Annotated in this window: 28 protein-coding genes; 13 read left to right on the plus strand and 15 right to left on the minus strand. The window is 71.0% G+C overall.

The features are described from left to right. Positions 1 to 93 precede the first annotated feature (93 nt). Together IE247_RS29685 and IE247_RS29690 are read right to left on the minus strand one after the other, a co-directional pair. A complete protein-coding gene (locus tag IE247_RS29685) occupies positions 94 to 1,053 on the minus strand; it encodes an asparaginase (RefSeq protein WP_190126411.1) in 960 nt (319 codons plus the stop codon). Positions 1,054 to 1,099: 46 nt separating this feature from the next. Then, the gene (locus IE247_RS29690) at positions 1,100 to 1,768 is read right to left on the minus strand and encodes an RsiG family protein (protein WP_190126412.1); all 669 of its coding nucleotides are present in this window, start codon (positions 1,766 to 1,768) and stop codon (positions 1,100 to 1,102) included. Positions 1,769 to 1,884: 116 nt separating this feature from the next. Between IE247_RS29690 and dtd the strand changes: the two genes are divergently transcribed. Further along, complete coding sequence (dtd, locus tag IE247_RS29695; protein WP_190126413.1) at positions 1,885 to 2,322, plus strand: D-aminoacyl-tRNA deacylase; 438 nt, start codon at positions 1,885 to 1,887, stop codon at positions 2,320 to 2,322. Positions 2,323 to 2,341: 19 nt separating this feature from the next. Here the strand turns inward: dtd and ygfZ are convergent, their stop codons facing one another. From ygfZ to IE247_RS29710, 3 genes are all read right to left on the minus strand, one after another. Beyond that, positions 2,342 to 3,307 carry a CAF17-like 4Fe-4S cluster assembly/insertion protein YgfZ gene (gene ygfZ, locus IE247_RS29700; protein WP_190126461.1) on the minus strand — a complete coding sequence of 322 codons (966 nt, stop codon included), beginning with the start codon at positions 3,305 to 3,307 and terminating at the stop codon, positions 2,342 to 2,344. Between the two features lie 18 nt (positions 3,308 to 3,325). Continuing rightward, complete coding sequence (locus tag IE247_RS29705) at positions 3,326 to 3,763, minus strand: Fur family transcriptional regulator (protein ID WP_190126414.1); 438 nt, start codon at positions 3,761 to 3,763, stop codon at positions 3,326 to 3,328. A gap of 87 nt (positions 3,764 to 3,850) precedes the next feature. Continuing rightward, entirely contained in the window at positions 3,851 to 4,423 is a 573-nt protein-coding gene (locus IE247_RS29710; RefSeq protein ID WP_190126415.1) for a heme-binding beta-barrel domain-containing protein, read from the minus strand. Positions 4,424 to 4,780: 357 nt separating this feature from the next. On the opposite strand from IE247_RS29710, the gene IE247_RS29715 reads away from it, so the two are divergent. Next, positions 4,781 to 5,143 (plus strand): DsrE family protein, encoded by a 363-nt coding sequence (locus IE247_RS29715; RefSeq protein ID WP_190126416.1) that lies wholly within the window; start codon positions 4,781 to 4,783, stop codon positions 5,141 to 5,143. A 30-nt stretch (positions 5,144 to 5,173) separates the two neighbouring features. Here IE247_RS29715 and IE247_RS29720 read toward each other — a convergent pair whose 3' ends face one another. The 4 genes from IE247_RS29720 to IE247_RS35100 form a co-directional block, all read right to left on the minus strand. After that, positions 5,174 to 5,452, minus strand: a complete 279-nt coding sequence (locus IE247_RS29720) for a DUF3099 domain-containing protein (RefSeq protein WP_190126417.1) — start codon at positions 5,450 to 5,452, stop codon at positions 5,174 to 5,176. A gap of 196 nt (positions 5,453 to 5,648) precedes the next feature. Then, positions 5,649 to 5,936 (minus strand): DUF1416 domain-containing protein, encoded by a 288-nt coding sequence (locus IE247_RS29725; protein ID WP_127832476.1) that lies wholly within the window; start codon positions 5,934 to 5,936, stop codon positions 5,649 to 5,651. A gap of 33 nt (positions 5,937 to 5,969) precedes the next feature. Beyond that, positions 5,970 to 6,809 carry a sulfurtransferase gene (locus IE247_RS29730; RefSeq protein ID WP_190126418.1) on the minus strand — a complete coding sequence of 280 codons (840 nt, stop codon included), beginning with the start codon at positions 6,807 to 6,809 and terminating at the stop codon, positions 5,970 to 5,972. 145 nt (positions 6,810 to 6,954) lie between these two features. Then, positions 6,955 to 7,038: a putative leader peptide gene (locus IE247_RS35100; protein WP_360651805.1), complete on the minus strand. Its 84-nt coding sequence runs from the start codon at positions 7,036 to 7,038 to the stop codon at positions 6,955 to 6,957. Between the two features lie 258 nt (positions 7,039 to 7,296). Here IE247_RS35100 and IE247_RS29735 point away from each other — a divergent pair, with 258 nt between their 5' ends. Next, the gene (locus IE247_RS29735; protein ID WP_190126419.1) at positions 7,297 to 7,911 is read left to right on the plus strand and encodes a TetR/AcrR family transcriptional regulator; all 615 of its coding nucleotides are present in this window, start codon (positions 7,297 to 7,299) and stop codon (positions 7,909 to 7,911) included. A 32-nt stretch (positions 7,912 to 7,943) separates the two neighbouring features. Here IE247_RS29735 and IE247_RS29740 read toward each other — a convergent pair whose 3' ends face one another. From IE247_RS29740 to IE247_RS29750, 3 genes are all read right to left on the minus strand, one after another. Beyond that, positions 7,944 to 8,693: an LmeA family phospholipid-binding protein gene (locus IE247_RS29740; protein WP_190126420.1), complete on the minus strand. Its 750-nt coding sequence runs from the start codon at positions 8,691 to 8,693 to the stop codon at positions 7,944 to 7,946. A gap of 192 nt (positions 8,694 to 8,885) precedes the next feature. Continuing rightward, on the minus strand, positions 8,886 to 10,103 hold the full coding sequence (locus tag IE247_RS29745; protein WP_190126421.1) for a hypothetical protein: 1,218 nt from the start codon (positions 10,101 to 10,103) through the stop codon (positions 8,886 to 8,888). A gap of 9 nt (positions 10,104 to 10,112) precedes the next feature. Beyond that, a complete protein-coding gene (locus IE247_RS29750; RefSeq protein ID WP_190126422.1) occupies positions 10,113 to 10,367 on the minus strand; it encodes a MoaD/ThiS family protein in 255 nt (84 codons plus the stop codon). Positions 10,368 to 10,909: 542 nt separating this feature from the next. Between IE247_RS29750 and IE247_RS29755 the strand changes: the two genes are divergently transcribed. Further along, on the plus strand, positions 10,910 to 11,677 hold the full coding sequence (locus IE247_RS29755) for a response regulator transcription factor (RefSeq protein ID WP_190126423.1): 768 nt from the start codon (positions 10,910 to 10,912) through the stop codon (positions 11,675 to 11,677). A gap of 24 nt (positions 11,678 to 11,701) precedes the next feature. Further along, complete coding sequence (locus IE247_RS29760) at positions 11,702 to 12,724, plus strand: LacI family DNA-binding transcriptional regulator (RefSeq protein WP_190126424.1); 1,023 nt, start codon at positions 11,702 to 11,704, stop codon at positions 12,722 to 12,724. Positions 12,725 to 12,850: 126 nt separating this feature from the next. Here IE247_RS29760 and IE247_RS29765 read toward each other — a convergent pair whose 3' ends face one another. Next, positions 12,851 to 13,198, minus strand: coding sequence for a hypothetical protein (locus IE247_RS29765; RefSeq protein ID WP_190126425.1), 348 nt, complete (start codon positions 13,196 to 13,198; stop codon positions 12,851 to 12,853). Between the two features lie 178 nt (positions 13,199 to 13,376). Here IE247_RS29765 and IE247_RS29770 point away from each other — a divergent pair, with 178 nt between their 5' ends. From IE247_RS29770 to IE247_RS29785, 4 genes are all read left to right on the plus strand, one after another. Continuing rightward, positions 13,377 to 13,928 carry a TIGR03086 family metal-binding protein gene (locus tag IE247_RS29770; protein ID WP_229869438.1) on the plus strand — a complete coding sequence of 184 codons (552 nt, stop codon included), beginning with the start codon at positions 13,377 to 13,379 and terminating at the stop codon, positions 13,926 to 13,928. 105 nt (positions 13,929 to 14,033) lie between these two features. After that, on the plus strand, positions 14,034 to 14,999 hold the full coding sequence (locus IE247_RS29775; RefSeq protein WP_190126426.1) for a S1C family serine protease: 966 nt from the start codon (positions 14,034 to 14,036) through the stop codon (positions 14,997 to 14,999). Positions 15,000 to 15,028: 29 nt separating this feature from the next. Continuing rightward, positions 15,029 to 15,766, plus strand: a complete 738-nt coding sequence (locus IE247_RS29780; RefSeq protein ID WP_190126427.1) for a response regulator transcription factor — start codon at positions 15,029 to 15,031, stop codon at positions 15,764 to 15,766. Beyond that, positions 15,763 to 17,175 (plus strand): HAMP domain-containing sensor histidine kinase, encoded by a 1,413-nt coding sequence (locus tag IE247_RS29785; RefSeq protein ID WP_190126428.1) that lies wholly within the window; start codon positions 15,763 to 15,765, stop codon positions 17,173 to 17,175. Before IE247_RS29780 ends, IE247_RS29785 begins: the two co-directional genes overlap by 4 nt. Positions 17,176 to 17,191: 16 nt before the next feature. Here the strand turns inward: IE247_RS29785 and IE247_RS29790 are convergent, their stop codons facing one another. Next, positions 17,192 to 17,926, minus strand: a complete 735-nt coding sequence (locus tag IE247_RS29790; protein ID WP_190126429.1) for a class I SAM-dependent methyltransferase — start codon at positions 17,924 to 17,926, stop codon at positions 17,192 to 17,194. Between the two features lie 141 nt (positions 17,927 to 18,067). Here IE247_RS29790 and IE247_RS29795 point away from each other — a divergent pair, with 141 nt between their 5' ends. Beyond that, a complete protein-coding gene (locus IE247_RS29795) occupies positions 18,068 to 18,952 on the plus strand; it encodes a GNAT family N-acetyltransferase (protein WP_190126430.1) in 885 nt (294 codons plus the stop codon). A 91-nt stretch (positions 18,953 to 19,043) separates the two neighbouring features. On the opposite strand, the gene IE247_RS29800 is transcribed toward IE247_RS29795, so the two are convergent. Further along, positions 19,044 to 20,852 (minus strand): bifunctional metallophosphatase/5'-nucleotidase, encoded by a 1,809-nt coding sequence (locus IE247_RS29800; protein WP_190126431.1) that lies wholly within the window; start codon positions 20,850 to 20,852, stop codon positions 19,044 to 19,046. Positions 20,853 to 21,176: 324 nt separating this feature from the next. On the opposite strand from IE247_RS29800, the gene IE247_RS29805 reads away from it, so the two are divergent. The 3 genes from IE247_RS29805 to IE247_RS29815 are packed head-to-tail and all read left to right on the plus strand — an operon-like array spanning position 21,177 to position 24,945. Next, entirely contained in the window at positions 21,177 to 22,448 is a 1,272-nt protein-coding gene (locus IE247_RS29805; RefSeq protein ID WP_190126432.1) for a serine hydrolase domain-containing protein, read from the plus strand. Between the two features lie 41 nt (positions 22,449 to 22,489). Next, entirely contained in the window at positions 22,490 to 23,725 is a 1,236-nt protein-coding gene (locus tag IE247_RS29810; RefSeq protein WP_229869439.1) for a serine hydrolase domain-containing protein, read from the plus strand. After that, positions 23,722 to 24,945 (plus strand): serine hydrolase domain-containing protein, encoded by a 1,224-nt coding sequence (locus IE247_RS29815; protein WP_190126434.1) that lies wholly within the window; start codon positions 23,722 to 23,724, stop codon positions 24,943 to 24,945. Before IE247_RS29810 ends, IE247_RS29815 begins: the two co-directional genes overlap by 4 nt. The last annotated feature ends 149 nt before the right edge of the window (positions 24,946 to 25,094 follow it).

A 25,094-nucleotide genomic window follows, 5' to 3' on the forward strand; every position in this document is an offset into this window, starting at 1 on the left:
CCTGGGACCCGGGCGTCACGGACCGCCCGGAGCCCCTTCAGAAGGTCCAGAAGGTCCAGAAGGTCCGGAAGGTCCAGAAAGATCCGGAAGAGTTCAGAAGGCCGCGCGGACCGCGCCGACCTCCGCGCCGCCGCCGAGCAGCGGCGAACGGCCGATCCGGGAGACCACCGGGGAGTCGACCCCCAGCAGCTCCAGCGCCCGGCCGAGCACCGGGCCCAGCGCCCGGCCCGAACCGTCGTCGATCTTGAAGGCGAGGGCCCGGCCGTCGGCGAGCGCCAGCGCCTGCACGGCCTCCGCGCCCATCTTGGCGAGCGTCCCCGGCACCTCGCGCATCAGCCAGGTGTCCGGGCGGCGGGTGCCCGCCACATACTCCGGGTGGGCCCGCATCGCGTCCGCGACCCGGCGCTCGGCCGAGCCCGGCTCCGCCAGCACCAGGGAGCGGAACCCCCGGGCGAGCCCGGTGAGGCTGATCGCCGACAGCGGCGCACCGCAGCCGTCGGTGCCGACGGCTGCGACCGGCTCCCCGGCGGCCTCCTCGACCACGGTGTGGACGAGCCGCTGGAGGGGGTGGGCGGGGTCGAGATAGCTCGCGCGGTCCCAGCCGTTGAGGGCGCAGGCCGCGAGCATCGCGGTGTGCTTGCCCGAGCAGTTCATGACGATCCTGTCGCGCACCCGTCCCGAGGCGAGATAGCTCTCGGCCTCGACCGGGTCCAGCGGCAGATCGGGCGGCGTCCGCAGCTCGTCGGCGCTCAGCCCGTGCTCGTCGAGCATGGTGCGGACGAGAGCGAGGTGGAAGTCCTCGCCGGAGTGGCTGGCGGCGGCCAGCGCGAGGCGCTCGCCGGACAGGTCGAGACCGGCCCGGAGCACGGCGGCGGCCTGGAAGGGCTTGTTGCAGGAGCGCGGGAAGACCGGGGCGGCCGGGTCGCCCAGCGCGAACTCCACCCGGCCGTCGGCGGCCAGGACGACCAGGGAGCCGCGATGGTGGCCCTCGACGAAGCCTGAGCGTACGACCTCGGCGAGGACCGGGGGTATGGCGTGGGCGGCGGTGGTCATGGTCGATCTCCAGGCGGGGTGAGAACCCGCTCCCGGAAGGATCGCTTCAGGTCAGCAGGTCGTCGACTTGGGCTTCTCCCTCACGGTACCTGCGGGCGATCTCCGCGCTGCAATCGTCGGCGGTGCGCTGGAGAAGCTGACGGCGGCCGGAGACCTGCTGCTCGTAGCGGATCAGCCGGCCCGTCCCGGCAAGCAGCTCCTCGTCCGTACGGGCACTCAGATCGGACAGCTCCACATCGGCGAGCATGTCGGAGGCGAGCCGCCGGTACTCCTCGCCGTGCGGGGGCGAGAGCGTCACATGGCGGGCCGAGGTGCGGTGCCGCGAGGGGGTGTCGGCGAGGATCTCGGAGAGCCGGTCGACGACGAGCCGGTCGACCACGAGCCGGTCCACCGGCGGGGCCGGCGGCCGGGCGCGCCGGGCCAGCTCGGCGCGGAGGATGTCGATCCGCCCGTGCAGCAGCCGCCGTACGTAGCTGAGGTCGGCCTCGTCGCGCTGGGAGTCCCGGCGCAGGGCGCGCAGCTCCGGCAGGCGCAGGGCGCGCAGATCGTACTGCGGCGGGTCCGGGAGCGCGCCCGCCGTGGTGCGCTGCTGGGGCGGGCGGGGCACCGGGGGGAGGGGGGCGGTCACCGTCGCGAGGGCGGCCGGGGCCACCGGCGGCGGGAGGGACTCAGCCGTGAAGGGACCGGCCGGCTGCCCGGTTCCAGATGTGCTCATATGCGTAATTCCGTCCCCTTGACCGGTGCGGCACCCCGCCTTTGTGCATCGTGCCACTCCGCCGCCTTCCGACGCAGGCGCTCTGCACCCGTTCAGCCCCAGATAGGTTGGTCTGTATGCGTGCGGTGGTGCAGAGAGTGGACGGCGCGAGCGTCGTCGTGACGGACGAGTCCGGGTCCGAGACGGTCGGCGAGATCGTCGGCGAAGGACTGTGTGTGCTGGTGGGGGTCGCTCACGAGGACACCCCCGAGCAGGCGGAGCGGCTGGCCCGCAAGCTCTGGTCGCTGCGGATCCTGGAGGGTGAGAAGTCCTGCTCGGACGTGAATGCGCCCTTGCTGGTGATTTCGCAGTTCACTCTCTACGGGGACGCCCGGAAGGGCCGTCGCCCCACCTGGAACGCGGCGGCCCCGGGCCCGGTGGCCGAGCCGCTGGTGGACGAGGTGGTGGCGCGGCTGCGGGAGCTGGGCGCACGGGTGGAGACGGGCAGGTTCGGCGCGAGCATGCGGGTCTCGCTGACGAACCAGGGCCCGTTCACAGTGATATTGGACCTCTGAGCCCTTGCAGCCTTGGGGATCAGGGCTCGACGACGGTCTCCTGGGCCGCCGCCGTCTCCCCGGCCATCAGCTCCGCATCGAGCGGCACATTCCGCTTCACCAGCGCGAGCGCGATCGGCCCCAGCTCGTGATGGCGCGCGGAGCTGGTGACAAAGCCGAGCTGACGGCCGTCCTGGCCGTCGGAGGCGAGCCGTACCGGGGTGCCGGGGCCCGGCAGATGGACCTCGCTGCCGTCCAGATGGAGAAAGACCAGCCGGCGCGGCGGCTTGCCCAGGTTCTGCACCCGGGCGACGGTCTCCTGGCCTCGGTAGCACCCCTTCTGAAGGTGGACGGCGGTGCCGATCCACCCCAGCTCGTGCGGGATGGTGCGGTGGTCGGTCTCGAAGCCGACGCGGGGCCGGTGGCCCTCCACGCGCAGCGCCTCGTACGCCAGGATCCCGGCCGGCGGGCCGTGGACGGCGGCGTACTCCTCCAGCTCGGCCCGGGGCAGGAAGAGATCACGGCCGTACGCGGTCTCCCGTACGGCGGCGCCCTCCGGAGTCGTGGCGATCGAACCGGCGGGGAGATGGACGACGGCGATGTCGTCGGTGCGGTCGGCGACCTCCACCCGGTAGAAGAACTTCATCGACTCCAGGTAGGCGATCAGCGCCGGTGCGCCGCCGGGCTCGACATGCGCCCAGACCGTGGTGCCGTCGTCGACGAGATAGAGCGCGTGCTCGATGTGCCCGTTGGCGGAGAGGATCAGCGCCTCGGTGGCCTGTCCGGCCGGGAGGTCGGTCATGTACTGGGTGAGCAGCAGATGCAGCCAGCTCAGCCGGTCGTCGCCGGTGACGGTGACGACGCCCCGGTGGGAGAGGTCGACCAGCCCCTTGCCCGCCGCGAGGGCGCGCTGTTCGCGGAAGAGGTCGCCGTAGTGCGCGGCGACGCCTTCGTCGGTGCCCTCGGCGGGCACGGCGCCGGGCAGGGACAGCAGAGGGCTCTTCACGGTGGCCATGGGGAAAGCCTACGACTCGGTGGTCGAAGCCTCGGCCGTGCAGTCGCCACAACGGCCGAAGATCGCGAAGTGCTTCATGTCGGTGTCGAACCCGAAGGTCTCACGGAGCTTCGCGGTGAAGTCGGCGGCGACCTCGACATCGGCCTCGATCACACCGGTGCAGTCACGGCAGACGAGGTGGATGTGGTGATGGCGGTCGGCGAGGTGGTAGGTGGGGGCTCCATGGCCGAGATGGGCGTGGGAGACCAGGCCCAGCTCCTCCAGCAGCTCCAGGGTCCGGTAGACGGTGGAGATATTGATGCCGGAGGCGGTCTTGCGCACTTCGCGGAGAATGTCGTCCGGGGTGGCGTGCTCCAGGGCGTCGACCGCCTCCAGGACAAGCTGGCGCTGGGGGGTCAGCCGGTAGCCGCGCTGCCGCAGATCACTCTTCCAGTCGGTGCTCACCACGCCCCCAGTGTAGGCGGGAGAGGGCCTGCGGGCCGATGCCGCGAGCCGCTCCCCCCGGGGGCCGGGCCGGAAGGGCCCGGGGTGTTCCTACTTGAAGAAGGCGATTCCGTCGTCCGGGAGGTCGCCGAGGTCCTTGGCCCAGTCCGCGACCTGCTCGGGGGTGACGACCTTCTTCAGATGCGCCGACATGTACGGCCGGAGCGGAACCTCGGGGGTGGCCTTCTCGCCCACCCACATCAGATCGCTCTTCACATAGCCGTAGAGCCGCTTGCCGCCGCTGTACGGGCCGGAGGCCGCGGTGCGGGCGACGGCGTCGGTGACCAGGTCGATCTGCGGCTTCTGGTCGGCCAGCTCGCCGTACCAGATCTCCACGATGCCCTGGTCACGGACCATGACGACCTCGACCTTGCGGTCCTTGTCGACGCGCCAGTAGCCGTGCTCGCTCTCCAGCGGCCGGACCTTGTTGCCCTCGGCGTCGAGGACCCAGCTGTGCGAGACGTACTCCAGGAAGTCCCGGCCGTCGTGGCTGAAGGTCACGGACTGGCCGAAGTTGCACTTCTCGGAGCCGGGGAAGTCGGAGACGCCCGCGCCCTCCCAGGTGCCGAGGAGGAAGAAGAGAGGGACGAGGTCCGGGTTCAGGTCGGACGGAATCTCGATCATGAGCAGCTCTGGCGATCTGTAGTACGTCGGCGGGGTACGCCGTCGGGCGGTGGCAGGGGGATCCGCGCGTGCCGCTAGCGCTGGCCCTGGTACAGCTTCTTCACGGCCAGGAAGGCGAAGGCGGTGACGCCGATGCAGACCAGGACCAGCAGGGCTTCGAAGAATGCCTCAAGCACGGGTGCTCCTCGGATGAGCGGTGGGCAGGACGGCTCGACAGTGGGTCGGGGTCCGGCACCAGCCTAATGGGTGGGGGCCCGGGGATCCCGGTGAGGTCGCCCCGCCCGGCGGCCGGGGCGGCCTCGGGACGCGGCCGGGGCACGGCCGGGGCATGGGCGGGGCGCGCACTAGAGTTCGGGCATGGCGAAAAAGCTCGTGATCAAGGTGACCGCAGGCGCGGACGCGCCCGAGCGCTGCTCGCAGGCCTTCACGGTGGCGGCGGTCGCCGTGGCCAGCGGGGTGGAGGTGTCCCTCTGGCTGACCGGTGAGTCCTCGTGGTTCGCGCTGCCGGGCCGCGCTGCCGAGTTCGAGCTGCCGCACGCCGCCCCGCTGCCGGATCTGCTCGACTCGATCCTGGCGGCCGGACAGATCACCCTGTGCACCCAGTGCGCGGCGCGCCGGGAGATCACTGAGGCGGATGTGCTGGAGGGCGTACGGATCGCGGGGGCCCAGGTCTTCGTCAGCGAGATCATGCCGGACGGCGTACAGGCGCTCGTCTACTGACGGTCCGCCCACGGCCAGGCCAGGCCTGGCCTACTGACGCTCGTCCGAGCCCGGGCGGCGGCGCTTGCCGTCCAGCTCGTCCCACCACTCGTCGGACTGGGGATCGCCGGAGGGATCGTCCCACCAGCGGTCCTCCGGCCCTCGCCGGTTGGCGATCATCGCCGCGACCGGCGGGATGACCATGGCGACGACACACATGGCGACGGCCGCCGGCACCGACCAGAGGCGTACGACGGCCCAGGCGGAGACGAAGAGGAAAAGACATCCGCCCATCAGCAGGAAATAGACACGCCGACGCCGCGCGTACATGCCTCCAGGGTACGGCGCGGGGCCTGTCCCGCACCCTCCGGCGACGCACCCCGCGGGCATGCGGGGCTCCGGCGGCACGACCGAAGGGCCGCACCCCGATCCAGTGGCGTCCAACCCCCTGGGGTGCGGCCCTTCGGCCGTTCGGTGTGACCGCCGGGTTGTGTCCCGGGGTCACCCGCGATCGCGGTGCCGGCGCTCAGACCGCGATAGCGACCTCTGCCAGACCACCGGTCTGCGCGACGACCGTACGGTCCGCCGTGCCGCCCGGCACCAGGGCGCGCAGCGTCCAGGTGCCCTCGGCCGCGTAGAAACGGAACTGTCCGGTGGCCGAGGTCGGGACCTCGGCGGTGAACTCGCCGGTCGAGTCCAGCAGGCGGACGTAGCCGGTGACGGGCTCGCCGTCGCGGGTCACCTGTCCCTGGATCGTCGTCTCACCGGGCTTGATCGTCGAGGCGTCGGGGCCGCCGGCCTTCGCTCCACACATACTCTCAGCTCTCCAAATGTCCGCGGGTCGGGGTTACTTGCCGGCGCCGAGCTCGATCGGCACGCCGACCAGGGAGCCGTACTCGGTCCACGAGCCGTCGTAGTTCTTGACGTTCTCGACACCGAGCAGCTCGTGCAGGACGAACCAGGTCAGGGCCGAGCGCTCGCCGATACGGCAGTAGGCGATGGTGTCCTTCGCCAGGTCGACCTGCTCGTCGACGTAGAGCGCCTTCAGGGCGTCGTCCGACTTGAAGGTGCCGTCGTCGTTGGCGTTCTTGGACCACGGGATGTTGCGGGCGCTGGGCACGTGGCCGGGGCGCTGCGACTGCTCCTGCGGGAGGTGCGCCGGGGCGAGCAGCTTGCCGCTGAACTCGTCGGGGGAGCGCACGTCGACCAGGTTCTGGGTGCCGATCGCGGCGACGACGTCGTCGCGGAAGGCGCGGATCGCCGAGTTCTGCGGCTTGGCCTTGTACTCGGTGGCCGGGCGGGTCGGGACGGCCTCGACCAGGTCGCGGGAGTCCAGCTCCCACTTCTTGCGGCCGCCGTCGAGCAGCTTGACGCTGTCGTGGCCGTAGAGCTTGAAGTACCAGTACGCGTAGGAGGCGAACCAGTTGTTGTTGCCGCCGTAGAGGATCACGGTGGTGTCGTTCGCGATGCCCTTGGCCGAGAGGAGCTTCTCGAAGCCCTCCTGGTCGATGAAGTCACGGCGGACCGGGTCCTGGAGGTCCTTGGTCCAGTCGATCCGGATCGCGTTCGTGATGTGGTTCTTCTCGTAGGCCGAGGTGTCCTCGTCGACCTCGACAATGGCGACCTGCGGGTCATTGAGGTGGGCCTCGACCCAGTCGGCGTCGACCAGGACGTCGCTGCGGCTCATGCTGTTTCTCCTCCGGGGCAGTGTGCGGCGGGTGGTACGAAAAAACGCTGCGCGGGTACACGTCGGGAGCGGGCGTACCGCACGAGGGGCGGCCCTGATCAGAGAGGTCGAAGGGCCGGAGGGAAGAGAGCGCGGGCGCTCTCTTTCAGACGAGGCGACAGAGCATGGCGGCGACGCGGCACAGGTCGACTGCCCGCCGCTTCGTGAGATCCGCCTGTCGCTGCTTCATAGGGCCGATCGTAGGGACGGATCGGGGGCAATGTCACCGGTGTGTCGAATATTGAGACGCGATCGTCCGGTATTTGATACGAATGAGGGGCGCGCACGGCGCGAAGGGGGCGCATCGCCAGCTCACGCGCCCTACCTTCTGCCCCTCGGACAGCGTTGTCTCACCATGCGGCCATGCGGCCCGGAGGGCGCGGAAACCGGGGCCCGGCAGGGCACGCGGGGTTCTGTAATGGTCGTTCAATCCAGTAAATTCAGGAGAATGCAGACCAGGACACGGCAGCAGACGGATCCGGCATCCGACGACCGGCCCGGCACCCGGGAGCGGATCGTCCGGGCGGCCTCGACGCTGATGCAGCGGCAGGGGTACGACGGCACCGGGATCAAGCAGATCGCCCAGGAGGCCGGGGCGACCCTGGGCTCCGTCTACCACTTCTTCCCCGGCGGCAAGCAGGAGCTGGCCGTCGCCGCCGTGCACCGGGGCGACGAGGAGTTCACCGACATCCTGGGGGAGACCCTGGCCGGCGAGGGCACTCTCGCCGAGGTCCTCGGCGCGCTCACCCGGAGCCTCGCCGACGGGCTCCGGGAGTCCGGCTGGACCGACGGCTGCCCGGTCACGGCGACCTCCCTGGGGACGGCCGCCCGCTTCCCCGACATCCAGCGGGCCGCCGCCGAGGCGTTCACCCGCTGGCAGGGGCTCGTCTCCGAACGCCTGATCGCCTCGGGCACGGCCGAGGAGACCGCGCGGGAGCTGGCCGTCACCGTGATCAGCACCCTGGAGGGCGCGGAGCTGGCCGCCCAGGTCTGCCAGGACGAGCGCCCTCTGCTGCTGGCGGGCCGCCATCTCGCGGAGCTGATCGCACTCCACGAGCGGTAGCCCCCGGGGGCTCCGAGGTCTCCGGGGTGCCGCTAGCCCGCGAGGGCGACGTCCTTGCCGGTGCCCATGATCTTCAGACCGCTCTCGGTCACCTCCAGCCGGTCGAGGGCGATCCCGGCGGGCATCCCCTCGATCTTCAGCTCGTGGTCGACCGCCGCGCGAAGCTGGTCCTCGAAGCCCGACACCGGGAGCGTCGGCAGGGTGTCGGTCTTCAGCCGCAGCGCACCGGACTCGCTCAGCTCGACCGTGCTGTAGACGGTGATCTTCTGGTCCCCGAGCAGCGTCTGGATCCCGGAGTGGATCGGGAGACCCGCGCCCTTGAGCAGGTCCACCAGCGGGCCGGCCAGCTTGACCTGGTTCTTCGCGGCCCGCTCGGCCCCCGCCCAGCCGATGGAGGCGCCCTTGGGGGCGGCCTTGCTCAGATCCTCGTACGCGATCCGGGCGGAGCCCTCGGCGTCGGCGGCCACGGCGGAGCTGTAGTCCGAGCCGATCCGCACCCCGGTCAGCTCGGCCTTGATGTCGGTGATCTCGACGATCCGGCCGACGGTCTCCGTGGTGACGCCGGAGAGGGAGATGTCGACCTCGTCGAGGTTCTTGTCCATGACCTGGGTGAGGAAGGGGAAGCCCTTGATCGACACCTCGGGGGTGACGGACAGGCCCTGCCGGGCCTTGACCTTCTCGGCCACCTGGGACTCCGCGATATTGACCGCGAGACGGTCCACCCCGGTGAAGACGATGCCGAGGATCACGGCGATGATCAGAAGTATTCGCAGTGCGCGCATTGTCCGGTGTCCCCCATTGATGCGTCCGACTTCCGCGCCCCCTCCCCCGGTCCGGGGGCTCCCGGCCGACGACGCCTTCTCGGTACTCATCGACGTACGGGCACCGCCAATGGTTCCGTACACCTGTTCCGTACGGCCCGGGCGGGGGCGCTTCCGGCCCCGCCCGGGCCGCCTCGGTGCGGCTGGGTACGGCTAGGGCGCGAGAACGCGGCCCAGCAGATAGATCCCGGGCGCGGCGGCGGTCAGCGGGAGGGCCACCCCGGCCGTGAAGTGCACGAAGCGGGAGGGGTAGTCGTAGCTGGCCACCCGCAGTCCGACCAGGGCGAGCGCTCCGGCCACGAGCCCGAGCAGCGCTCCCTGGGAGCCGATGGCGGTCATCCCGCCGGCGGCGAGACCCGCGCCCGCGCCCGCCAGCAGTGCCAGCGCCATGGAGGCGACGGCGGGCAGCGGCAGCGCGCGGACCACGACGGCCGCGGCGACCGCGATGCCGCCGGTGATCACCGCGTGGTCGGCGGCGGCCAGAAAGCCGGCCGCGAGGACGGCGAGCGCCGCCGAGACGACCGTCGCCATCAGCCCCTGCATCCGCTCGTCCGCGCCCGCGGCGCTGCGCAGCTGGAGCACGAGGATGAGCAGCACCCAGATGCCGAGCGTGCCGAGGATCGCGGCGGGCGCGTGCTCCTTGCCGACCCCGAGCAGTACGGCGTCCGCGACGAGACCGCCCGCGAAGGCGAGCGCGATGCCCTGGCGGGCGGGCCACATGCCGTTCAGCCGGAACCATCCGGCGGCGGTGACCGCCTGGAGCAGTACGAGCGGGACGAGCAGCCCGTACGCGCCGATGCCCGCGCCGACCGCGAGCAGCAGTCCGAGCCCGGCGGTCAGGGCGGCGGGCTCGATGCCCGGCGGGATGATCGGCGAACGGCCCTCGGCGCGGGCGCGCTGGGCGTCGGTGATCCGGGCGTTCCCGCCCATGGTCGGGGCGCTGTAACCGGCGGGCGGCTCGGGCGCGGGGGCGGCCGGTGCCGGTGCCGGGGGCGCGTAGGCGGCCGCGGGGTTCTCGGGCGGCAGCGCGTGCGAGCCGGTACGGACGGGCGGGCCGCTCCGGACGGGCGGGAGATAGGCGGTCTCCTCGGCGGCGGGGGCCGGGGGCGCGTGGTGCTCGGGGGTTATCGTCGGCTGGTACTGGGTGTCCCAGGTCTCCCCCTCCCAGGTCTGCGCCGCGCCGTCCTGCTGCGGGGCGTAAGGGTCCTGGTACTGCTGCTGGGGCTGGGGCTGATACTGCGGCTGCCCCTGGTACTGGCCCTGATACGGGTCGTACTGTCCCTGGTACGGCTGCGGCTGGTGCGGCTGCGGTTGCGGTTGCGGCTGCTGGTGCTGCGGTTGGCCGTACGGATACTGCTGATCACTGCTCATGCTGTGGGTTCACCCTCCTGCGAACGGCGGGAGCACCTCGACCGTGCCGCCCTCGGCAAGCCGTACCGTCTCATGGTCACGGGTCCCGACGGGATCGCCGTCGACGAGGAAGGCGCATCGCTTCAGGACGCGCACCAGCTCCCCCGGGTGCCTGCGCCGGGCGGCGTCGAGCGCCTCGGCCAGCGTCGCCTCCGTGTACGGCTCCTCCGGTCTCCCGGCGGCCGCCTTGGCCGCGGCCCAGTAGCGGATCGTTCCCGCGGGCATGCCGGCTCCCTTCCCCTCGTCGGCAACCATCATGAGCCATCCGCACCGGGCGCTGCCCGGCGTACGGCCGCTTCCGGTGCGCCGTCCACGCCCTGGGCGACCCCCGCGCCACCGTCCGTGCTTCCGTGCGCCCCTCGAATTCCGGAGTCACCTGGAACCGCCGGAGCGTGCGCAAGCTCACGCCACACGCTCACAGCACGGTGTCACCGCGCGTCGATCCCGCCGTCACCCGACAGAAAGAGGACGGTACGGGTAGTTTTGTACCGGGAGCGGTCCCCGGGCGAAGAGGCGTCCACAGGGTGAAATCAGCCCTCTGGCTCAGAACGCATGTGGGCTATTGTGCTCGGGAGAGGATCCAGGGCGACGCAGCCCCCGGGTCCTTTTGTGTTTCCTGACTGTTGTTACAGACAGGTGAACCAACCGTACGAAGCAGGGCCGCAGCACCACGTCCTCGCAGCGACCGAGGAGGGAAACGACGTTATGGGTGAGCGAACCGTGCACGACCTCAAGACGACGCCCCGGGCACAGGCGGGTGGGACACGATGAGCTCCCTCCTGCTGCTGACCAACGCCCTCCAGCCGTCGGCGGAGGTGCTCCCCGCCCTCGGACTGCTGCTCCACAGCGTGCGGGTGGCCCCCGCCGAGGGCCCCGCCCTGGTCGACACCCCGGGCGCCGATGTGATCCTGGTCGACGGCCGCCGCGACCTCCCCCAGATCCGCTCCCTCTGCCAGCTCCTCCGCTCCACCGGCCCCGGCTCCCCGCTGATCCTCGTGGTCACCGAGGGCGGACTCGCCGCCGTCACCGCCGACTGGGGCGTCGACGACGTACTCCTCGACACTGCCGGACCGGCCGAGGTCGAGGCCCGGCTGCGACTGGCGATGGGCCGCCGGCAGATCACCTCCGACGACTCCCCCATGGAGATCCGCAACGGCGATCTCTCCGTGGACGAAGCCACCTACAGCGCCAAGCTCAAGGGCCGGGTCCTCGATCTGACCTTCAAGGAATTCGAACTGCTGAAGTATCTGGCGCAGCACCCCGGGCGGGTCTTCACCCGCGCGCAGTTGCTCCAGGAGGTCTGGGGCTACGACTACTTCGGCGGTACGCGAACGGTCGACGTCCATGTGCGGCGGCTGCGCGCCAAGCTCGGCCCGGAGCACGAGTCGCTCATCGGAACCGTACGGAACGTGGGCTACCGCTTCGTGGTGCCGGAGAAGGCGGAGCGGGAGGCCGCGGAGGCCGCCTCGGCCATCGCCCGTTCGGAGGAAGCCTCCGAGCAGCAGAAAGCCTCTGTACGGCCTGCCCAGAGGTAGGTCACCACGCGTAGACTGCCGCGCGTGGCCAAGGTGACGCGGGACGATGTGGCGCGACTGGCGGGGACTTCGACCGCCGTCGTCAGCTATGTCATCAACAACGGACCCAGACCGGTCGCCCCGGCCACCCGCGAGCGGGTACTGGCGGCGATCAAGCAGCTGGGGTACCGGCCGGACCGGGTCGCCCAGGCGATGGCATCGCGGCGGACCGACCTCATAGGCATGATCGTCCCCGATGCGCGGCAGCCCTTCTTCGCCGAGATGGCGCACGCGGTGGAGCAGGCCGCGGCCGAGCGCGGGAAAATGGTGCTCGTCGGGAACTCCGACTACCGCCGTGAGCGCGAGGTCCACTATCTCCGCGCCTTCCTCGGGATGCGGGTCGCCGGGCTGATCCTGGTCAGCCAGGGGCTGACCGAGCAGGCCGCGCAGGAGATCGAGGCCTGGGACGCCCGGGTCGTACTCCTCCACGAGCGCCCCGAGGGGGTCGACGACGTCGCCGTCGTCACGGACGACATCGGCGGCGCCCAGCTCGCCACCCGCCATCTCCTGGAGCACGGCAACGCCTACGTCGCCTGCTTCGGCGGCCCGGACACCACCCCGCCCGTCGGCGACCCGGTGACCGACCATGTCGAGGGCTGGCGGCGGGCGATGCTGGAGTCCGGCCGCCCGGTGGAGGGCCGCCTCTTCAAGGCCCCCTTCAACCGCTACGAGGCCTACCAGGTCGCCCTCAAGCTCCTGGCCGGCCCCGAGCGGCCCCCCGCGATCTTCTGCGCCACCGACGACCAGGCCATCGGCGTCCTCCGCGCCGCCCGCGAACTCCGTATCGACGTCCCCCGCGAACTCGCCGTCGCCGGCTTTGACGACGTCAAAGAAGCCCACCTCACCGATCCGCCCCTCACCACCGTCGCCTCCGACCGCCCCGCCATGGCCCGCGCCGCCGTCGACCTTGTCCTCGACGAAAGCCTCCGCCTCACCGGCTCCCGCCGCGAACGCGTCCGCCAATTCCCCTCCCGCCTGGTCATCCGCGGCTCCTGCGGCTGCGGCTGACGCCTTCCGGGACCCGGAGCACCCCGTACTCCGGGTCCGCGCACTCGAAGCTGTGCCCGCCGCCGTAGTGCCGGCCCCGCCCAGACCTCTGACGCGGTCTGAGCGCGAGCCGGACACATCGGCGTCCTACGCGGCGCTGGTCGTGTAACTCATCGCGCCGACCTCGGCGATCCAGGCCCAGCCGTCTCCCGGAGGGATGATCGCGACCGGGGTCTCGCAGCGGGGGTCGAGGTAGAGGGTGATGACGCGGCCGGAGTCCTCGGAGTTCTTCGCGGAGCGGGTGTCGGTGACGCGGGTACAGGTGGTGCCGACGTCCAGCAGGGGGTGGGGAGTCCCGACGTAGTTGGACAGCGGATAGCCGGTGCCTATTCCACTGGGGGGCGTGGAGGTGGCGGTCGCGGTTCCGGCGAGGGGGAGGGCCAGAGCGGCGGGGATCAGGGTGAGGGCGGAGAGGCGTCGAAGGGTCCGTAACATGGTGTCCTTTCCCATGAGTTGGGACCGGGCGGCCGCGCGGTGGACGATCGCCGGCGTACGACCGATCGCTGAGGCCACGGTAGCGCTGGGGCACTCGTGTGACTACAGGGCCTGATGGGACGGGCGGGGCAGGCGGCGGGCCCGGGATGACGGTTCGGAAATCGGAGAGAAGAGTCGAGTGAGATCTTCAGTGCCGGAGCTTTACGAGCGGATCGCGGAACGCTTTGGGGAGCTGATCCTCAATTGCCCGCCGGACAGATGGGAAGATCCGTCCCCGTGTCCTGGATGGACGGCTTGGGACGTTGTGGCGCATGTGATCTCGAATCACCGGAGGGCCATCGCAGGGCTGGACGGTTCGGGTTATTCCGCGCCCGGCCGGGGCGAGGATCTGCCTCGGGCGTGGGATGCGGCGTCGGAGGCGATCAAGGCCGCCCTGCGGGACCCGGTGAAAGCGCGCACGCTTCTGGGGGAGGAGTTCGGCTCCATGCCGTTCGAGGAGTTCGTGCGGCGGATGGCGTGTGCCGACACCTTGATCCACGGGTGGGATCTGGCGCGGGCGACCGGTCAGGACGAGGGACTGGATTCCGAGGCGGTGGCGGTGGCGACGGAAATCCTGCTGCCGGAGGACCGGGACATCAGGATGCCGCAGGCGTTCGGCGCGAAGGTGCCTTCGGCCGCCGACGCGGATGCCCGGACCAGGCTGCTGAATTTCCTGGGCCGGCAGGTGTAGGGGGAGAGAGGGGCCGCATCTGTTTATCCGGGTCCTACGGATTTCTGGTGCTGTTCTTACGGCCGCCTCAGACGGTTCTCATCTGCCGCCGGGACAGTCGTATCCATGACGGACCACTACCAGGCGCAGCCCCAGACCTACGACACCACCGCCTATCCGCCGCAGCCCGAACAGCCCCCGGCGACGCACCGGGCACAGGCGCGGGCGCGGCGGCCGATCGGGCTGTTGCTGACGGTGGCGATCGTGGCGGCGACCGTCGGGGGCGGGGTGGCGACGCTGGTCGGCGGGTTCGGTGAGACGGGCGGGGAGCGGGCGGGGGCGCCGGGTGCCGGGGTGAGTGGGACGAATGTGTCCACGAGCGGCGCGGGGACGGTGGCGGGGGTGGCCCAGGCGGTCATGCCGAGCATCGTGGAGATCAGGGCCGGGGGTGTGGCGGGGCAGTCCACGGGTTCGGGTGTGATCATCACCGGGGACGGGGAGATCATCACCAACAACCATGTGATCTCCGGCGCTGAGACCGTTCAGGTCGGTCTCAGCGACGGGAAGACCTCCACCGCCGATGTCGTCGGCACCGACCCCGGCAAGGATCTGGCGCTGATCAAGCTCCGGGGGGCGAGCGGCCTCAAGGCGGCGGCCCTGGGCGAATCGGAGAAGCTCACGGTGGGCGAGGAGGTCGTCGCGATCGGCTCGCCCGAGGGGCTGACGGGCACGGTGACCAGCGGGATCGTCTCCGCGCTCGACCGGGATGTGACGGTGGCGAAGGAGCCGGGGCAGGAGCAGCGGCTGCCGGACACCGGGTGGCCCTTCGAGTTCGGCGGGCGGCAGTTCAACGGCGACACCGGGGACTCGAAGACCACGTACAAGGCGATCCAGACGGACGCCTCGCTGAACCCGGGGAACTCGGGCGGCGCGCTGATCAATATGCGCGGCGAGATCATCGGGATCAACTCCGCCATGTACTCGCCCAGCGCGGCGGGCGAGTCGGCCGCGGGCAGCGTCGGCCTCGGCTTCGCCATCCCCGTGGACACCGTCAAGAGTGTCCTCGGCGACCTCCGCAAAGGCGACCGCTGAGCCAGGGGCCCGCGTGCGAGGCTGGTTCCATGACAACCCCGCGCGAAGGCGAACGCATCCTGATCGTCGACGACGAGCCCGCAGTCCTGGAGGCGCTCCGCCGGAGCCTCGCCTTCGAGGGGTACGGCACGGAGGTCGCCGTCGACGGCGTCGACGCGCTGGCGAAGGCGGAGGCGTATCAGCCGGATCTGATCGTGCTGGACATCCAGATGCCCCGGATGGACGGTCTGACCGCGGCCCGCCGGATCCGGAGCACGGGGTCCACGGTGCCGATTCTGATGCTGACCGCCCGTGACACCGTCGGCGACCGGGTCACCGGGCTGGACGCCGGGGCGGACGACTATCTGGTGAAGCCGTTCGAGCTGGACGAGCTGTTCGCCCGGATCCGGGCCCTGCTCAGGCGCAGTGCGTACGCCGCGCCCGCGGGCGGGGCGGCGGAGGGGGACGACGGGCACGAGGTGCTGTCCTTCGGCGATCTGCGGATGGATCTGATCACTCGCGAGGTGCACCGGGGGGCGCGCCCGGTGGAGCTGACCCGTACCGAGTTCACGCTGTTGGAACTGCTGCTGGCGCACCCGAGGCAGGTGCTCACCAGGGAACAGATCCTCAAGTCCGTCTGGGGCTTCGACTTCGAGCCCAGTTCCAATTCACTGGATGTGTATGTGATGTATCTGCGGCGCAAGACCGAGGCGGCGGGCGAGCCCCGGCTGGTGCACACGGTGCGCGGGGTGGGCTATGTCCTGCGCGCGGGCGGCGGTGAGGCGTGACGGGCCTGACCGGCCGGTTCCGTACGCTGCCCCTGAGGTCCCGGCTCGCCCTGCTGGTGGCCACCGCCGTCGCGGTCGCGGTCGCGGCCGTCTCCGTCGTCTCCTGGCTGCTGACCCGGGGTCAGCTGTACGAGGAGCTGAACACCACTCTGCGGAACACCAGCGCGCCGGTGGACATGGTCCGCCAGGCGTACGCGAGCTGCTACGACGTGCGCCCGGCCGACAGCAAGCAGTCGCCGAACTTCGCGTACACCCAGCTCGTGACGCCGAACGGCGCGCGCTGTGTCGGCCCGTACTCCGAGCCGGTGAAGGTGCGGCCCTCGGACGTGGGGGTGGCGAACGGCACTCTGAAGAGCACCCTGCACGACAGCGTCACCGACGACGGCTCTCCGGTGCGGGTGCACACCACGCTGATGGGCATCGGCGGCGGTATCAATGTCGCGGTGTCCGTCTCCCGGCCGCTGGATGAGATCAGCACCTCGCTGAACCGGCTGGCGCTGCTGCTGAGCGGTCTCGCGGGGGTCGGTGTCGTCGGCGCGGGCGCGGCGGGGCTGCTGGTCGCCCGGACCGGGCTGAGGCCGGTGGACCAGCTCACCGAGACGGTGGAGCATGTGGCGCGCACGGAGGATCTGACCGTGCGGATCCCGGCGGAGGGGGAGGACGAGATCGCCCGGCTGTCGCGGTCCTTCAACGCGATGACCGCCGCGCTGGCCTCCTCGCGGGACCGGCAGGCCCGGCTGATCGCGGACGCGGGCCATGAGCTGCGTACGCCGCTGACCTCGCTGCGGACCAATATCGAGCTGCTGGTGCGCAGTGAGCGCACCGGACGGGCGATCCCGCCGGCGGACCGGCAGGCGCTGCTGGCGTCCGTGGAGGCGCAGATGACCGAGCTGGCCTCGCTGATCGGCGATCTTCAGGAGCTGTCGCGGCCGGACGCGGTCCGGGGCGGCCCGGTGACGGTGGTGGCGCTGCACGAGATCCTGGGGACGGCGCTGGGCCGGGCGCGGCTGCGCGGTCCGGAGCTGGTCTTCGCGACGGAGATCGCTCCCTGGTACGTACGGGCGGAGCCCGCCGTGCTGGAGCGGGCGCTGGTGAATGTGCTGGACAACGCGGTGAAGTTCTCCCCGGCGGGCGGCACGGTGGATGTGCGGCTGAAGGACGGCACGCTCACCGTGCGGGACCGGGGTCCGGGCATCCCGGCCGATGAGCTGCCGCATGTCTTCGAGCGGTTCTGGCGCTCGCCGTCGGCGCGGTCGCTGCCGGGGTCGGGGCTCGGGCTCTCGATCGTGGCGCGGGTGGTCCAGCAGTCGGGCGGCGACATCCGGCTGGAGCGCGCCCCGGGCGGGGGCACCCGTGCGGTGATCCGGCTGCCGGGGGCCTCGGTGCCGCCGCCTTCGGCGCACCCCTGAGGGGGGTCGGAAAAAGTCAGCCGGTGCGTACGGCGACGGTGACGATCTCGGTGCTGTCGGCGGTGAGGGGCCCGCCGTGCCAGTCGCCGTACTGCGCCTCGATCGCGAAACCCGCCTCCGCGAGGAAGGCGTTGAGCGGGCCGGCGCCGAGGAAGCGCAGGCTCTCGCGGTCGGTGTACAGCACGGTGCCTTCGGCGTCGGCCGTCGTCTCGGTGAAGGTGACCACCTCGCCGACGACGGAGTCGACGCGGTGCCCGACGCGCAGGGCGCGGCCGTCCGGGCCCGCGATGTCACGGGCGTACGGAGGGCTCCACCGCTCCCAGGCGCGGGCCTGGGGGTGGCGGGTCTCGAAGGCGAAGCGTCCGCCCTCGCGCAGGGCGGCGCGGATCGCGGTGAGGGAGGCGCGCAGCTCCTCGTCGGAGACGAGGCACTGGAAGGCGTGGCTGGTCATCGTCGCGAGGTCGAAGGCGCGCTCCCAGCGGGCCTGTGCGGCGGTGGCCTCGGTCCATTCGACATCGGTGCGGCGGCGGGCGCGCGCCAGCGCGGCGGGGTTGGGGTCGAGGCCGGTGAGAGCGCCGCGGTGGCCGTGCTCGCGGGCGCTGTGGAGCATCAGGCCGGTGCCGCAGCCGACGTCGAGGACCGAGTCGGCGGCCATGACCAACTCGTCGTAGAAGCGGCTGGCGGGGAAGAGTCCGGCGTCCCAGGGGTTCAGCAGGTCGTACAGCTCTGCGGCGTCGTCGGCGGTGAACACCGCGCCAGTATGGGCCCCGACGGCCCCCGGCCGTGAGGGATTTGAGCAGGGGGTCCGCTGCCGGGGAGAGCGTCCGGAGGCGGTGGACCATCACCGGGTGTTCGGCTTCCCCGGGGGCGGGTCCGTCGGCGATCATGCGGGATGCTCACGGACGACTGGCACCTCACCGAAGACCTCGAAGACTTCCTCACCCACGCCGGAGAGTTCCTGCGCTCGCGGCCCGTCATGCACACCACCGCGCTGACGACGGTCGAGAAGCTGCGGACGCTCGGACCGGCCTCGTTCGGCGACGGTCCCCCCGTCCTCGGCAGGCTGGAGCGGGCGGGCGAGGTCCTCGCCGCCTTCCACCGCTTCCCCTCCGGCGGGCTGAGCGTCACCCCGCTCACCCCGGGGCAGGCCGACTCCCTCGCCGCCCATCTGGTCGCCCTCGGCCACTCGCTGCCCTCCGTCAGCGCGGAGCACGCCACCGCCACCGCCTTCGCCAGGGCCTGGCAGCGGCACACGGGCGCGGAGCCGTCCGTCCGCGTCCGGCTCCGGCTGCGCCGTCTCGCCGCGCTCACCCCGCCCGATCCGTTCCCGGCGGGCCGGGGCAGGCCCCTGGGCGAGGCGGACCACGAGGACCTCATGCGCTGGTGCCGCGGGTTCGCGGCGGACGTCGGCGAGAGCGTCACCATCGACGCGGGCACCTGGCCCGTCACCCGCTTCGCCGAGAAGCGCTACACCTTCTGGGAGACCCCGGACGGCACCCCCGTCTCCATGGCGGGCATCAATCCGACGGTCGCGGGCATGGCCCGGGTGGACCCCGTCTACACCCCGGCCCCGCTGCGCGGCCGGGGGTACGCGGCGGCCGTGACCGTGGCGGTCACCCGCGCCGCGCTCGACGCGGGGGCGACGGAGGCGGTGCTGTACACGAACGCGGCCAACGCCACCAGCAACGCCCTCTACGAGCGCGTCGGGTACCGGCCGTTCGCCGAATGGACGGTGTACAACCTCGGCCTGGCGCCGAAGGCACCGGCGGCGGGCTGAGAAACGCGGGGGAACGCGGGGAACGCGGGGAACGCGGCGGGGCGGCGAGTCCGTCGGACCCGCCGCCCCGCCTCCGTACCGTCTTCCGCCGTTACTTGACGACCGTGACCCGGCCGACGGCCGGCGGGGTCAGCGGGGCCGCGGCGCTGGAGTGCGCGGTCAGATGACCGATGAACACATCCAGGTCGGAGGCGCCGACGACCTTGTTGCGGTGCTCCTTCAGCACGGCGAAGCCGTCGCCGCCCGCGGAGAGGAACTCGTTCATCGCGACCCGGTAGGTCTTCGCCGGGTCGATGGCCTCGCCGTTCAGCCTGACGGACGAGGCGACGACGCGGTCCGCGCCGGTCTTGGTCCAGTCGAGGGTGTAGGTGAGGCCCTTCGAGCTCTGGAGGATCTTCGGGGTCTCCAGGTTCGCGCCGCTGACCTGCTGCTGGAGCGCGGTGACGAGCTGCGCGCCGGTCAGGTCGACGACGTTCATCATGTTGGTGAACGGCTGGACGGTGAACGCCTCGCCGTAGGTCACCACTCCGTCGCCCTCGGCCCCGGACGCCTTGTGCACCAGGCTCGCGCGGATGCCCTTGGAGTTCATCAGGGCGAGCTGCGCGCCGCCCTTGTCGGCGGGGGCGAAGGCTTCGAGCTGGGCGTCGGCGATGAGGTTGCCGAGGGGGCTCTCCTCGGTGGCCGAGGTCTCGATGTCGGACGCGATGTGTCCGACGGGACGGCCCGCGATCGGGCCCGCCAGAGTGGTCCAGCGGTCGATCAGCCGGGTCATGTCCGGGGCCTTGGGCACATCACGGGTGACCACGTGGTTGGCGGCCTCGACGGAGGTGCGGACCACATCGCGGGTGCGGCGGTCGTAGGTCAGCGTGGTGTCGGTGTACAGCCGCCCGGCGGAGGCTGCCGAGGTGACGGTGCGCGGCTTCCCGGAGGGGTCCGGGATGGTGCACGCGTACGCCTCGTGGGTGTGGCCGGTGACCAGCGCGTCGACCTGCGGGCTGACCTTCTTGGCGATGTCCACGATCGGGCCGGAGATGCCGTCGCCCGCGCCGGGGCTGTCGCAGTCGTAGTTGTACGAGGAGGAGGCGGGGTAGCCGCCCTCGTGCAGCAGGGCGACGATCGCCTTGACGCCCTTGCGCTCCAGGATCTTGGTGTACTTGTTGATCGACTCGATCTCGTCGTTGAACTTCAGGCCCTTGATGCCGTTGGCGTTGACGATGTCCGGGGTGCCCTCCAGGGTCACTCCGATGAAGCCGATCTTGACGCCGTTCTTCTTCCAGATGAAGTACGGGTCGAGCAGCGGCTTGCCGGACTTCTCGTGGGTCACATTGGCGGTGAGGTAGGGGAAGTCCGCGCCCTTGAACTTCTTGCCCGGCTCGTGACAGCCCGCGGTGGGGTGACAGCCGCCGTTCTGGATGCGGCCCAGTTCCTTCGCGCCGTCGTCGAACTCGTGGTTGCCCACGGAGGAGACGTCGAGGTCCAGCTTGTTCAGCGCCTCGATGGTGGGCTCGTCGTGGAAGAGCCCGGAGAGCATCGGCGTCGCGCCGATGAGGTCGCCCGCGGCGGCGGTGACGGAGTAGCGGTTGCCCTCGCGCGCCTCACGCAGATGGGTGGCGAGGTACTCGACACCGCCCGCGTCGATGGTCTTGGTGGTGCCGTCGGGGTGGGTGTGGGTGACCCGGCCGCCGGAACCGGACGGCGGCTGGAGGTTGCCGTGCAGGTCGTTGAAGGACAGCAGCTGCACATCCACCGTACGGCCGTGACCGTGGCTGCGCTCCTGTGCCTCGTGGGATCCGGCGGGCATGGCCGCGACGAGTGCGCCGACAGTGGTCAGTCCGGCGACCACGGCGAGTATCCGGCGGTTTCTGGACGAAGGGCCCGTCCTGTGCGGTCTGGCTGACATCGCTCCCCTTGGTGGTTGCGCGGTGGATATGTGTGCTGCGAGCGCAGCCTAGGGTCAACGCGCGTAGCGCGACAGAGGAATGAGATGACGATCCGGTTGCCTTCGCGGCTACTTTCGGTCAAATCCGCCTTTTCGGCCAACGACTGTCTTCGGCCATTCGGCGGCGCGCCCGGTGGAGCGATCAACCCTCCCGCCCCCTCACGCGGTCACTTCAGGCGATGCCGGTCCGAGGCGGCCGCCCCGGCCCGCGGTCACAGTTCACCCGGGGAGCCGTCCGGCCCGGCAGCGGGGGCGGTACCCCGGCGGAGTTGAGGAGCACAGCAGATGGCAGCACGGCGCATGACCCGTACTCGTACCCGTACTCACACCCGTACCGGAACGGTCGGACTTCTGGCGGCGGCGGTGGCGGCCACCGCCTTCGCCGCCCCGGCCCAGGCACAGGACCAGCCCTCGAAGGCCCCCCGGCACACCGCCACCCAGCAGGCGATGGACGCCATCGTGGCGAGCGGCATCCCGGGGATGCTGGCCGAGAGCCGGGACGGACAGCGGGTCTGGAAGGGCACCTCGGGCGTCGGAAATCTGAAGACCGGCAAGCCGCGCGGCAAGAACGACCGCTTCCGGATCGCCAGCATCACCAAGACCTTCGTCGCCACCGTGCTGCTCCAGCTGGAGGCCGAGGGCAGACTCGACCTCGACGACACCGTGGAGAAGCACCTCCCCGGCGTGGTCAGCGGCAATGGCCACGACGGCAGCAAGATCAGTGTGCGGCAGCTGCTCAACCACACCAGCGGGATCTACGAGTACCTCCAGGTGCCGGAGTACCACAACAAGTACCTCATCGGCGACGGCTTCCTGAAGCACCGCTACGACTACCGGTCACCGCGGGTCGCGGTCGACGCCGCCATGTCCCACCGGCCGGACTTCGCGCCCGGCACCGCCTACGCGTACTCCAACACCAACTACGTCCTGGCCGGGCTGATCATCGAGAAGGTGACCCGGGACTCGTACGAGAACCAGGTCCGGAAGAGGATCATCGAGCCGCTCGGGCTGAAGGCCACCACCGTCCCCGGGAACAGCTCGCTGATGCCGAAGCCGAGCAGCCGGGCCTACTCGGTGCTGTTCCTCGACCCGGCCACCGCCAAGGTGCACGACGCCACCCTCCAGAACGCCTCCCAGTCCTGGGCGGACGGCGACATGATCTCCAGCGCGGGCGATCTGAACCGCTTCTTCCGCGCGCTGCTCCGCGGCGAACTGCTGCCCGCCGAGCAGCTCAGGGCGATGAAGACGACCACCGCCCACTCCGACGACGGCACCTCCGCCTACGGGCTGGGCCTGGGCCGGGAGAAGACCAGCTGCGGCATCGAGCTGTGGGGGCACAGCGGCGGCTGGATCGGCTCGCTCTCCAACGCCCTCTCCACGGAGGACGGAAGCCGTCAGCTCGTCTACAACCTGAACGGCGACTGGGCGAGGCCCGGGGTCGCGGACCCGGTGGAGGCCGAGTTCTGCGGCAGCGGCGTCCCCAAGGGCGGTGCCAAGGGCTTCGCGCCCCTCGCGCCCCTCGCGCCCCTCGCGCCCCTCGCCCACCTGACCCGATGACATCCACCGGCACCACCGAAGGAAGAAGGAGTCAGCACGGCATGAGCACAAAAACACGGGAGCAGGCGCGTACGGGTGTGGTGGGCCTCCTCGCCGCGGCGGTGGCGGTCACCGCCTTCGCCGCCCCGGCCCAGGCACAGGACCAGTCCTCGAAGGCCCCCCGGCACACCGCCACCCAGCAGGCGATGGACGCCATCGTGGCGGGCGGCATCCCCGGAGTGGTCGCCCAGAGCCGAGACGGACAGCGGGTCTGGAAGGGCACCTCGGGCGTCGGAAACCGCGAGACGGGCAAGGCACGCGGCAAGAACGACCGCTTCCGGATCGCCAGCATCACCAAGACCTTCGTCGCCACCGTGCTGTTGCAGATGGAGGCCGAGGGCAAGCTCGACCTCGACGACACCGTGGAGAAGCACCTCCCCGGCGTGGTCAGCGGCAACGGCAACGACGGCAACAAGATCACCGTACGACAGCTGCTCAACCACACCAGCGGGATCTTCAACTACACCTCGGACCCGGAGTACGGCGCGAAGTACCTCATCGGGGAGAGCTTCCTCCAACACCGCTACGACACCCTGACGCCCGAGTTCCATGTCTCGGTGGCCATGAAGCACCGGCCGGGCTTCGAGCCCGGCACCTCCTTCTCGTACTCCAACACCAACTACGTCCTGTCCGGGCTGATCATCGAGAAGGTCGGCGGCAACACCTATGAGCACGAGGTGTCCGAGCGGATCATCAAGCCGCTCGGGCTGAAGGCCACCAGCCAGCCCGGCGACAGCCCCCATATGCCCCGGCCGAGCGGACGGGCGTACTCGAAGCTGTTCGTCGACCAGCCCAACGCCAAGATCCACGACGTCACCGAGATGAACGGCTCCCAGGGCTGGGCGGACGGCGACATCATCTCCACCGCCGGAGACCTCAACCGCTTCTTCAAGGCCCTGATCACCGGCAAGGTGCTGCCGCCCGAGCAGCTCAAGGCGATGAAGACCACCGTCTCCGCCCCCGACTGGGGTCCCGACATGGGGTACGGCCTCGGGATCATCAAGTCCAGGACGAGCTGCGGCACCCAGCTGTGGGGCCACGGCGGCGGCATCGCCGGCTCGCTCTCCAACGTGGTCACCACGGAGGACGGCCGCCGGCAGTTCTCGTACAACCTCAACGGCGACTGGGGGGCGCAGAGCAGCCCCGACATCACCGATGTCGAATTCTGCGGAAACGCCGGGACCAAGCCCCCGGCCAAGTTCACCCAGGGCAAGGCGACTTCCGGGAGGACCTCATGACAGGACGACAGCTCACCCGTACGGGCCTGGCGGCGCTCGCCGCCGCCGCGGTGGCGGCCACCGTCTTCGCCGTGCCCGCTCAGGCCGAGGAGCGGCCGACCGTTCGGCACGCCGCCACCCAGCAGGCGTTCGACACCCTGGTGAAGTCCGGGCTGCCGGGTGTGACCGGGCAGGCCAGGGACGCCAAGGGCGTCTGGAAGGGCGCTTCGGGCGTCGGGAATCTGAAGACCGGCAAGGCGCGTGGCAAGGACGACCGCTTCCGGATCGGCAGCATCACCAAGACCTTCGTCGCCACCGTGCTGCTCCAGCTGGAGGCCGAGGGCAAGCTCGACCTGGACGACACCGTGGAGAAGCACCTCCCCGGGCTGGTCACCGGCAACGGCAACGACGGCAGCACCATCACCGTGCGCCAGCTCCTCAACCACACCAGCGGGCTCTACAACTACACCTCGTCCCCGAGCTTCACCGAGCGGTACTTCTTCGCCTCGGGCTTCTTCGAGAACCGCTACACCTCCGTCGCGCCCGAGACCTGGGTGAAGGAGGCCATGACCCAGCCGCCGAACTTCACACCCGGGGCCCGGCACGAGTACTCCAACACCAACTACATCCTGGCCGGGCTGGTCCTGGAGAAGGTGACCGGGGACTCCTACGAGAACCAGGTCCGGAAAAGGATCGTCAAGCCGCTTGGGCTGACGGCCACCACCGCCCCCGGGGACAGCCCCCGGATGCCGAAGCCGAGCGGCCGGGGCTACTCGGTGCTCGCCGACAGCCCCACGACGGTCAAGGTCTACGACGTCACGGAGCTGAACCCGTCCGTCGCCTGGGCGGCCGGCGACATGATCTCCTCCGCCGGGGACCTCAACCGGTTCTTCAGCGCCCTGATGCGCGGCAAGCTGATCCCGAACGAGCAGCTCAAGGCGATGAAGACCACCGTCTCCGGCTACGGCCTGGGCATCGCGACGGACACCCTGGGCTGCGGGGTGACCCTGTGGGGCCACGGCGGCGGCATCCACGGCTCCGGATCGTCCGCCTTGACCACCGAGGACGGACGCCACACGCTGGCGTACAACGTCAACGGGGACTGGGGCGGTGACGGGGACCCGGTCGGGGCCGAGTTCTGCGGTACGAAGGCCAAGAAGGGCACCTCCGCGAAGGGCTCCGCCACCCTGACCGGGACCGGCTTCAACAGCGGCTTCGCCGACGGGTTCACCCGGCGCTGAGCGGCTGAGCGGAGAGCGGCTGAGCGGCTGAACAAGAGCGGCGGGCGTCCCCGGCCCCGGGCCGGGGCGGGCGCCGCGCGCCCGGGCCTTGGCCCGCGCGCGGGAGGGCGCGGGGCCCCCCCCCCCCCCCCCCGGGGCCCCCGTCTCCG

The sequence above is a fragment of the Streptomyces inusitatus genome (assembly GCF_014651115.1).
Classification (GTDB): Bacteria; Actinomycetota; Actinomycetes; order Streptomycetales; family Streptomycetaceae; genus Streptomyces; species Streptomyces amakusaensis.

Excerpts from the sequence above, each read along its gene's own strand:
- IE247_RS29720 (WP_190126417.1), bottom strand. The coding sequence starts at position 5,452 with ATGTACGCGCGGCGTCGGCGTGTCTATTTCCTGCTGATGGGCGGATGT.
- IE247_RS29800 (WP_190126431.1), bottom strand. The coding sequence starts at position 20,852 with ATGTCAGCCAGACCGCACAGGACGGGCCCTTCGTCCAGAAACCGCCGG.
- IE247_RS29745 (WP_190126421.1), bottom strand. The coding sequence starts at position 10,103 with ATGAGCAGTGATCAGCAGTATCCGTACGGCCAACCGCAGCACCAGCAG.
- IE247_RS29685 (WP_190126411.1), bottom strand. The coding sequence starts at position 1,053 with ATGACCACCGCCGCCCACGCCATACCCCCGGTCCTCGCCGAGGTCGTA.
- IE247_RS29725 (WP_127832476.1), bottom strand. The coding sequence starts at position 5,936 with ATGTGTGGAGCGAAGGCCGGCGGCCCCGACGCCTCGACGATCAAGCCC.
- IE247_RS29780 (WP_190126427.1), top strand. The coding sequence starts at position 15,029 with ATGACAACCCCGCGCGAAGGCGAACGCATCCTGATCGTCGACGACGAG.
- IE247_RS29735 (WP_190126419.1), top strand. The coding sequence starts at position 7,297 with ATGCAGACCAGGACACGGCAGCAGACGGATCCGGCATCCGACGACCGG.
- IE247_RS29810 (WP_229869439.1), top strand. The coding sequence starts at position 22,490 with ATGAGCACAAAAACACGGGAGCAGGCGCGTACGGGTGTGGTGGGCCTC.
- IE247_RS29815 (WP_190126434.1), top strand. The coding sequence starts at position 23,722 with ATGACAGGACGACAGCTCACCCGTACGGGCCTGGCGGCGCTCGCCGCC.
- IE247_RS35100 (WP_360651805.1), bottom strand. The coding sequence starts at position 7,038 with ATGAAGCAGCGACAGGCGGATCTCACGAAGCGGCGGGCAGTCGACCTG.
- IE247_RS29710 (WP_190126415.1), bottom strand. The coding sequence starts at position 4,423 with ATGATCGAGATTCCGTCCGACCTGAACCCGGACCTCGTCCCTCTCTTC.
- IE247_RS29755 (WP_190126423.1), top strand. The coding sequence starts at position 10,910 with ATGAGCTCCCTCCTGCTGCTGACCAACGCCCTCCAGCCGTCGGCGGAG.
- IE247_RS29715 (WP_190126416.1), top strand. The coding sequence starts at position 4,781 with ATGGCGAAAAAGCTCGTGATCAAGGTGACCGCAGGCGCGGACGCGCCC.
- dtd (WP_190126413.1), top strand. The coding sequence starts at position 1,885 with ATGCGTGCGGTGGTGCAGAGAGTGGACGGCGCGAGCGTCGTCGTGACG.
- IE247_RS29775 (WP_190126426.1), top strand. The coding sequence starts at position 14,034 with ATGACGGACCACTACCAGGCGCAGCCCCAGACCTACGACACCACCGCC.
- IE247_RS29805 (WP_190126432.1), top strand. The coding sequence starts at position 21,177 with ATGGCAGCACGGCGCATGACCCGTACTCGTACCCGTACTCACACCCGT.
- IE247_RS29740 (WP_190126420.1), bottom strand. The coding sequence starts at position 8,693 with ATGCGCGCACTGCGAATACTTCTGATCATCGCCGTGATCCTCGGCATC.
- IE247_RS29765 (WP_190126425.1), bottom strand. The coding sequence starts at position 13,198 with ATGTTACGGACCCTTCGACGCCTCTCCGCCCTCACCCTGATCCCCGCC.
- IE247_RS29750 (WP_190126422.1), bottom strand. The coding sequence starts at position 10,367 with ATGCCCGCGGGAACGATCCGCTACTGGGCCGCGGCCAAGGCGGCCGCC.
- IE247_RS29730 (WP_190126418.1), bottom strand. The coding sequence starts at position 6,809 with ATGAGCCGCAGCGACGTCCTGGTCGACGCCGACTGGGTCGAGGCCCAC.
- IE247_RS29690 (WP_190126412.1), bottom strand. The coding sequence starts at position 1,768 with ATGAGCACATCTGGAACCGGGCAGCCGGCCGGTCCCTTCACGGCTGAG.
- IE247_RS29795 (WP_190126430.1), top strand. The coding sequence starts at position 18,068 with ATGCTCACGGACGACTGGCACCTCACCGAAGACCTCGAAGACTTCCTC.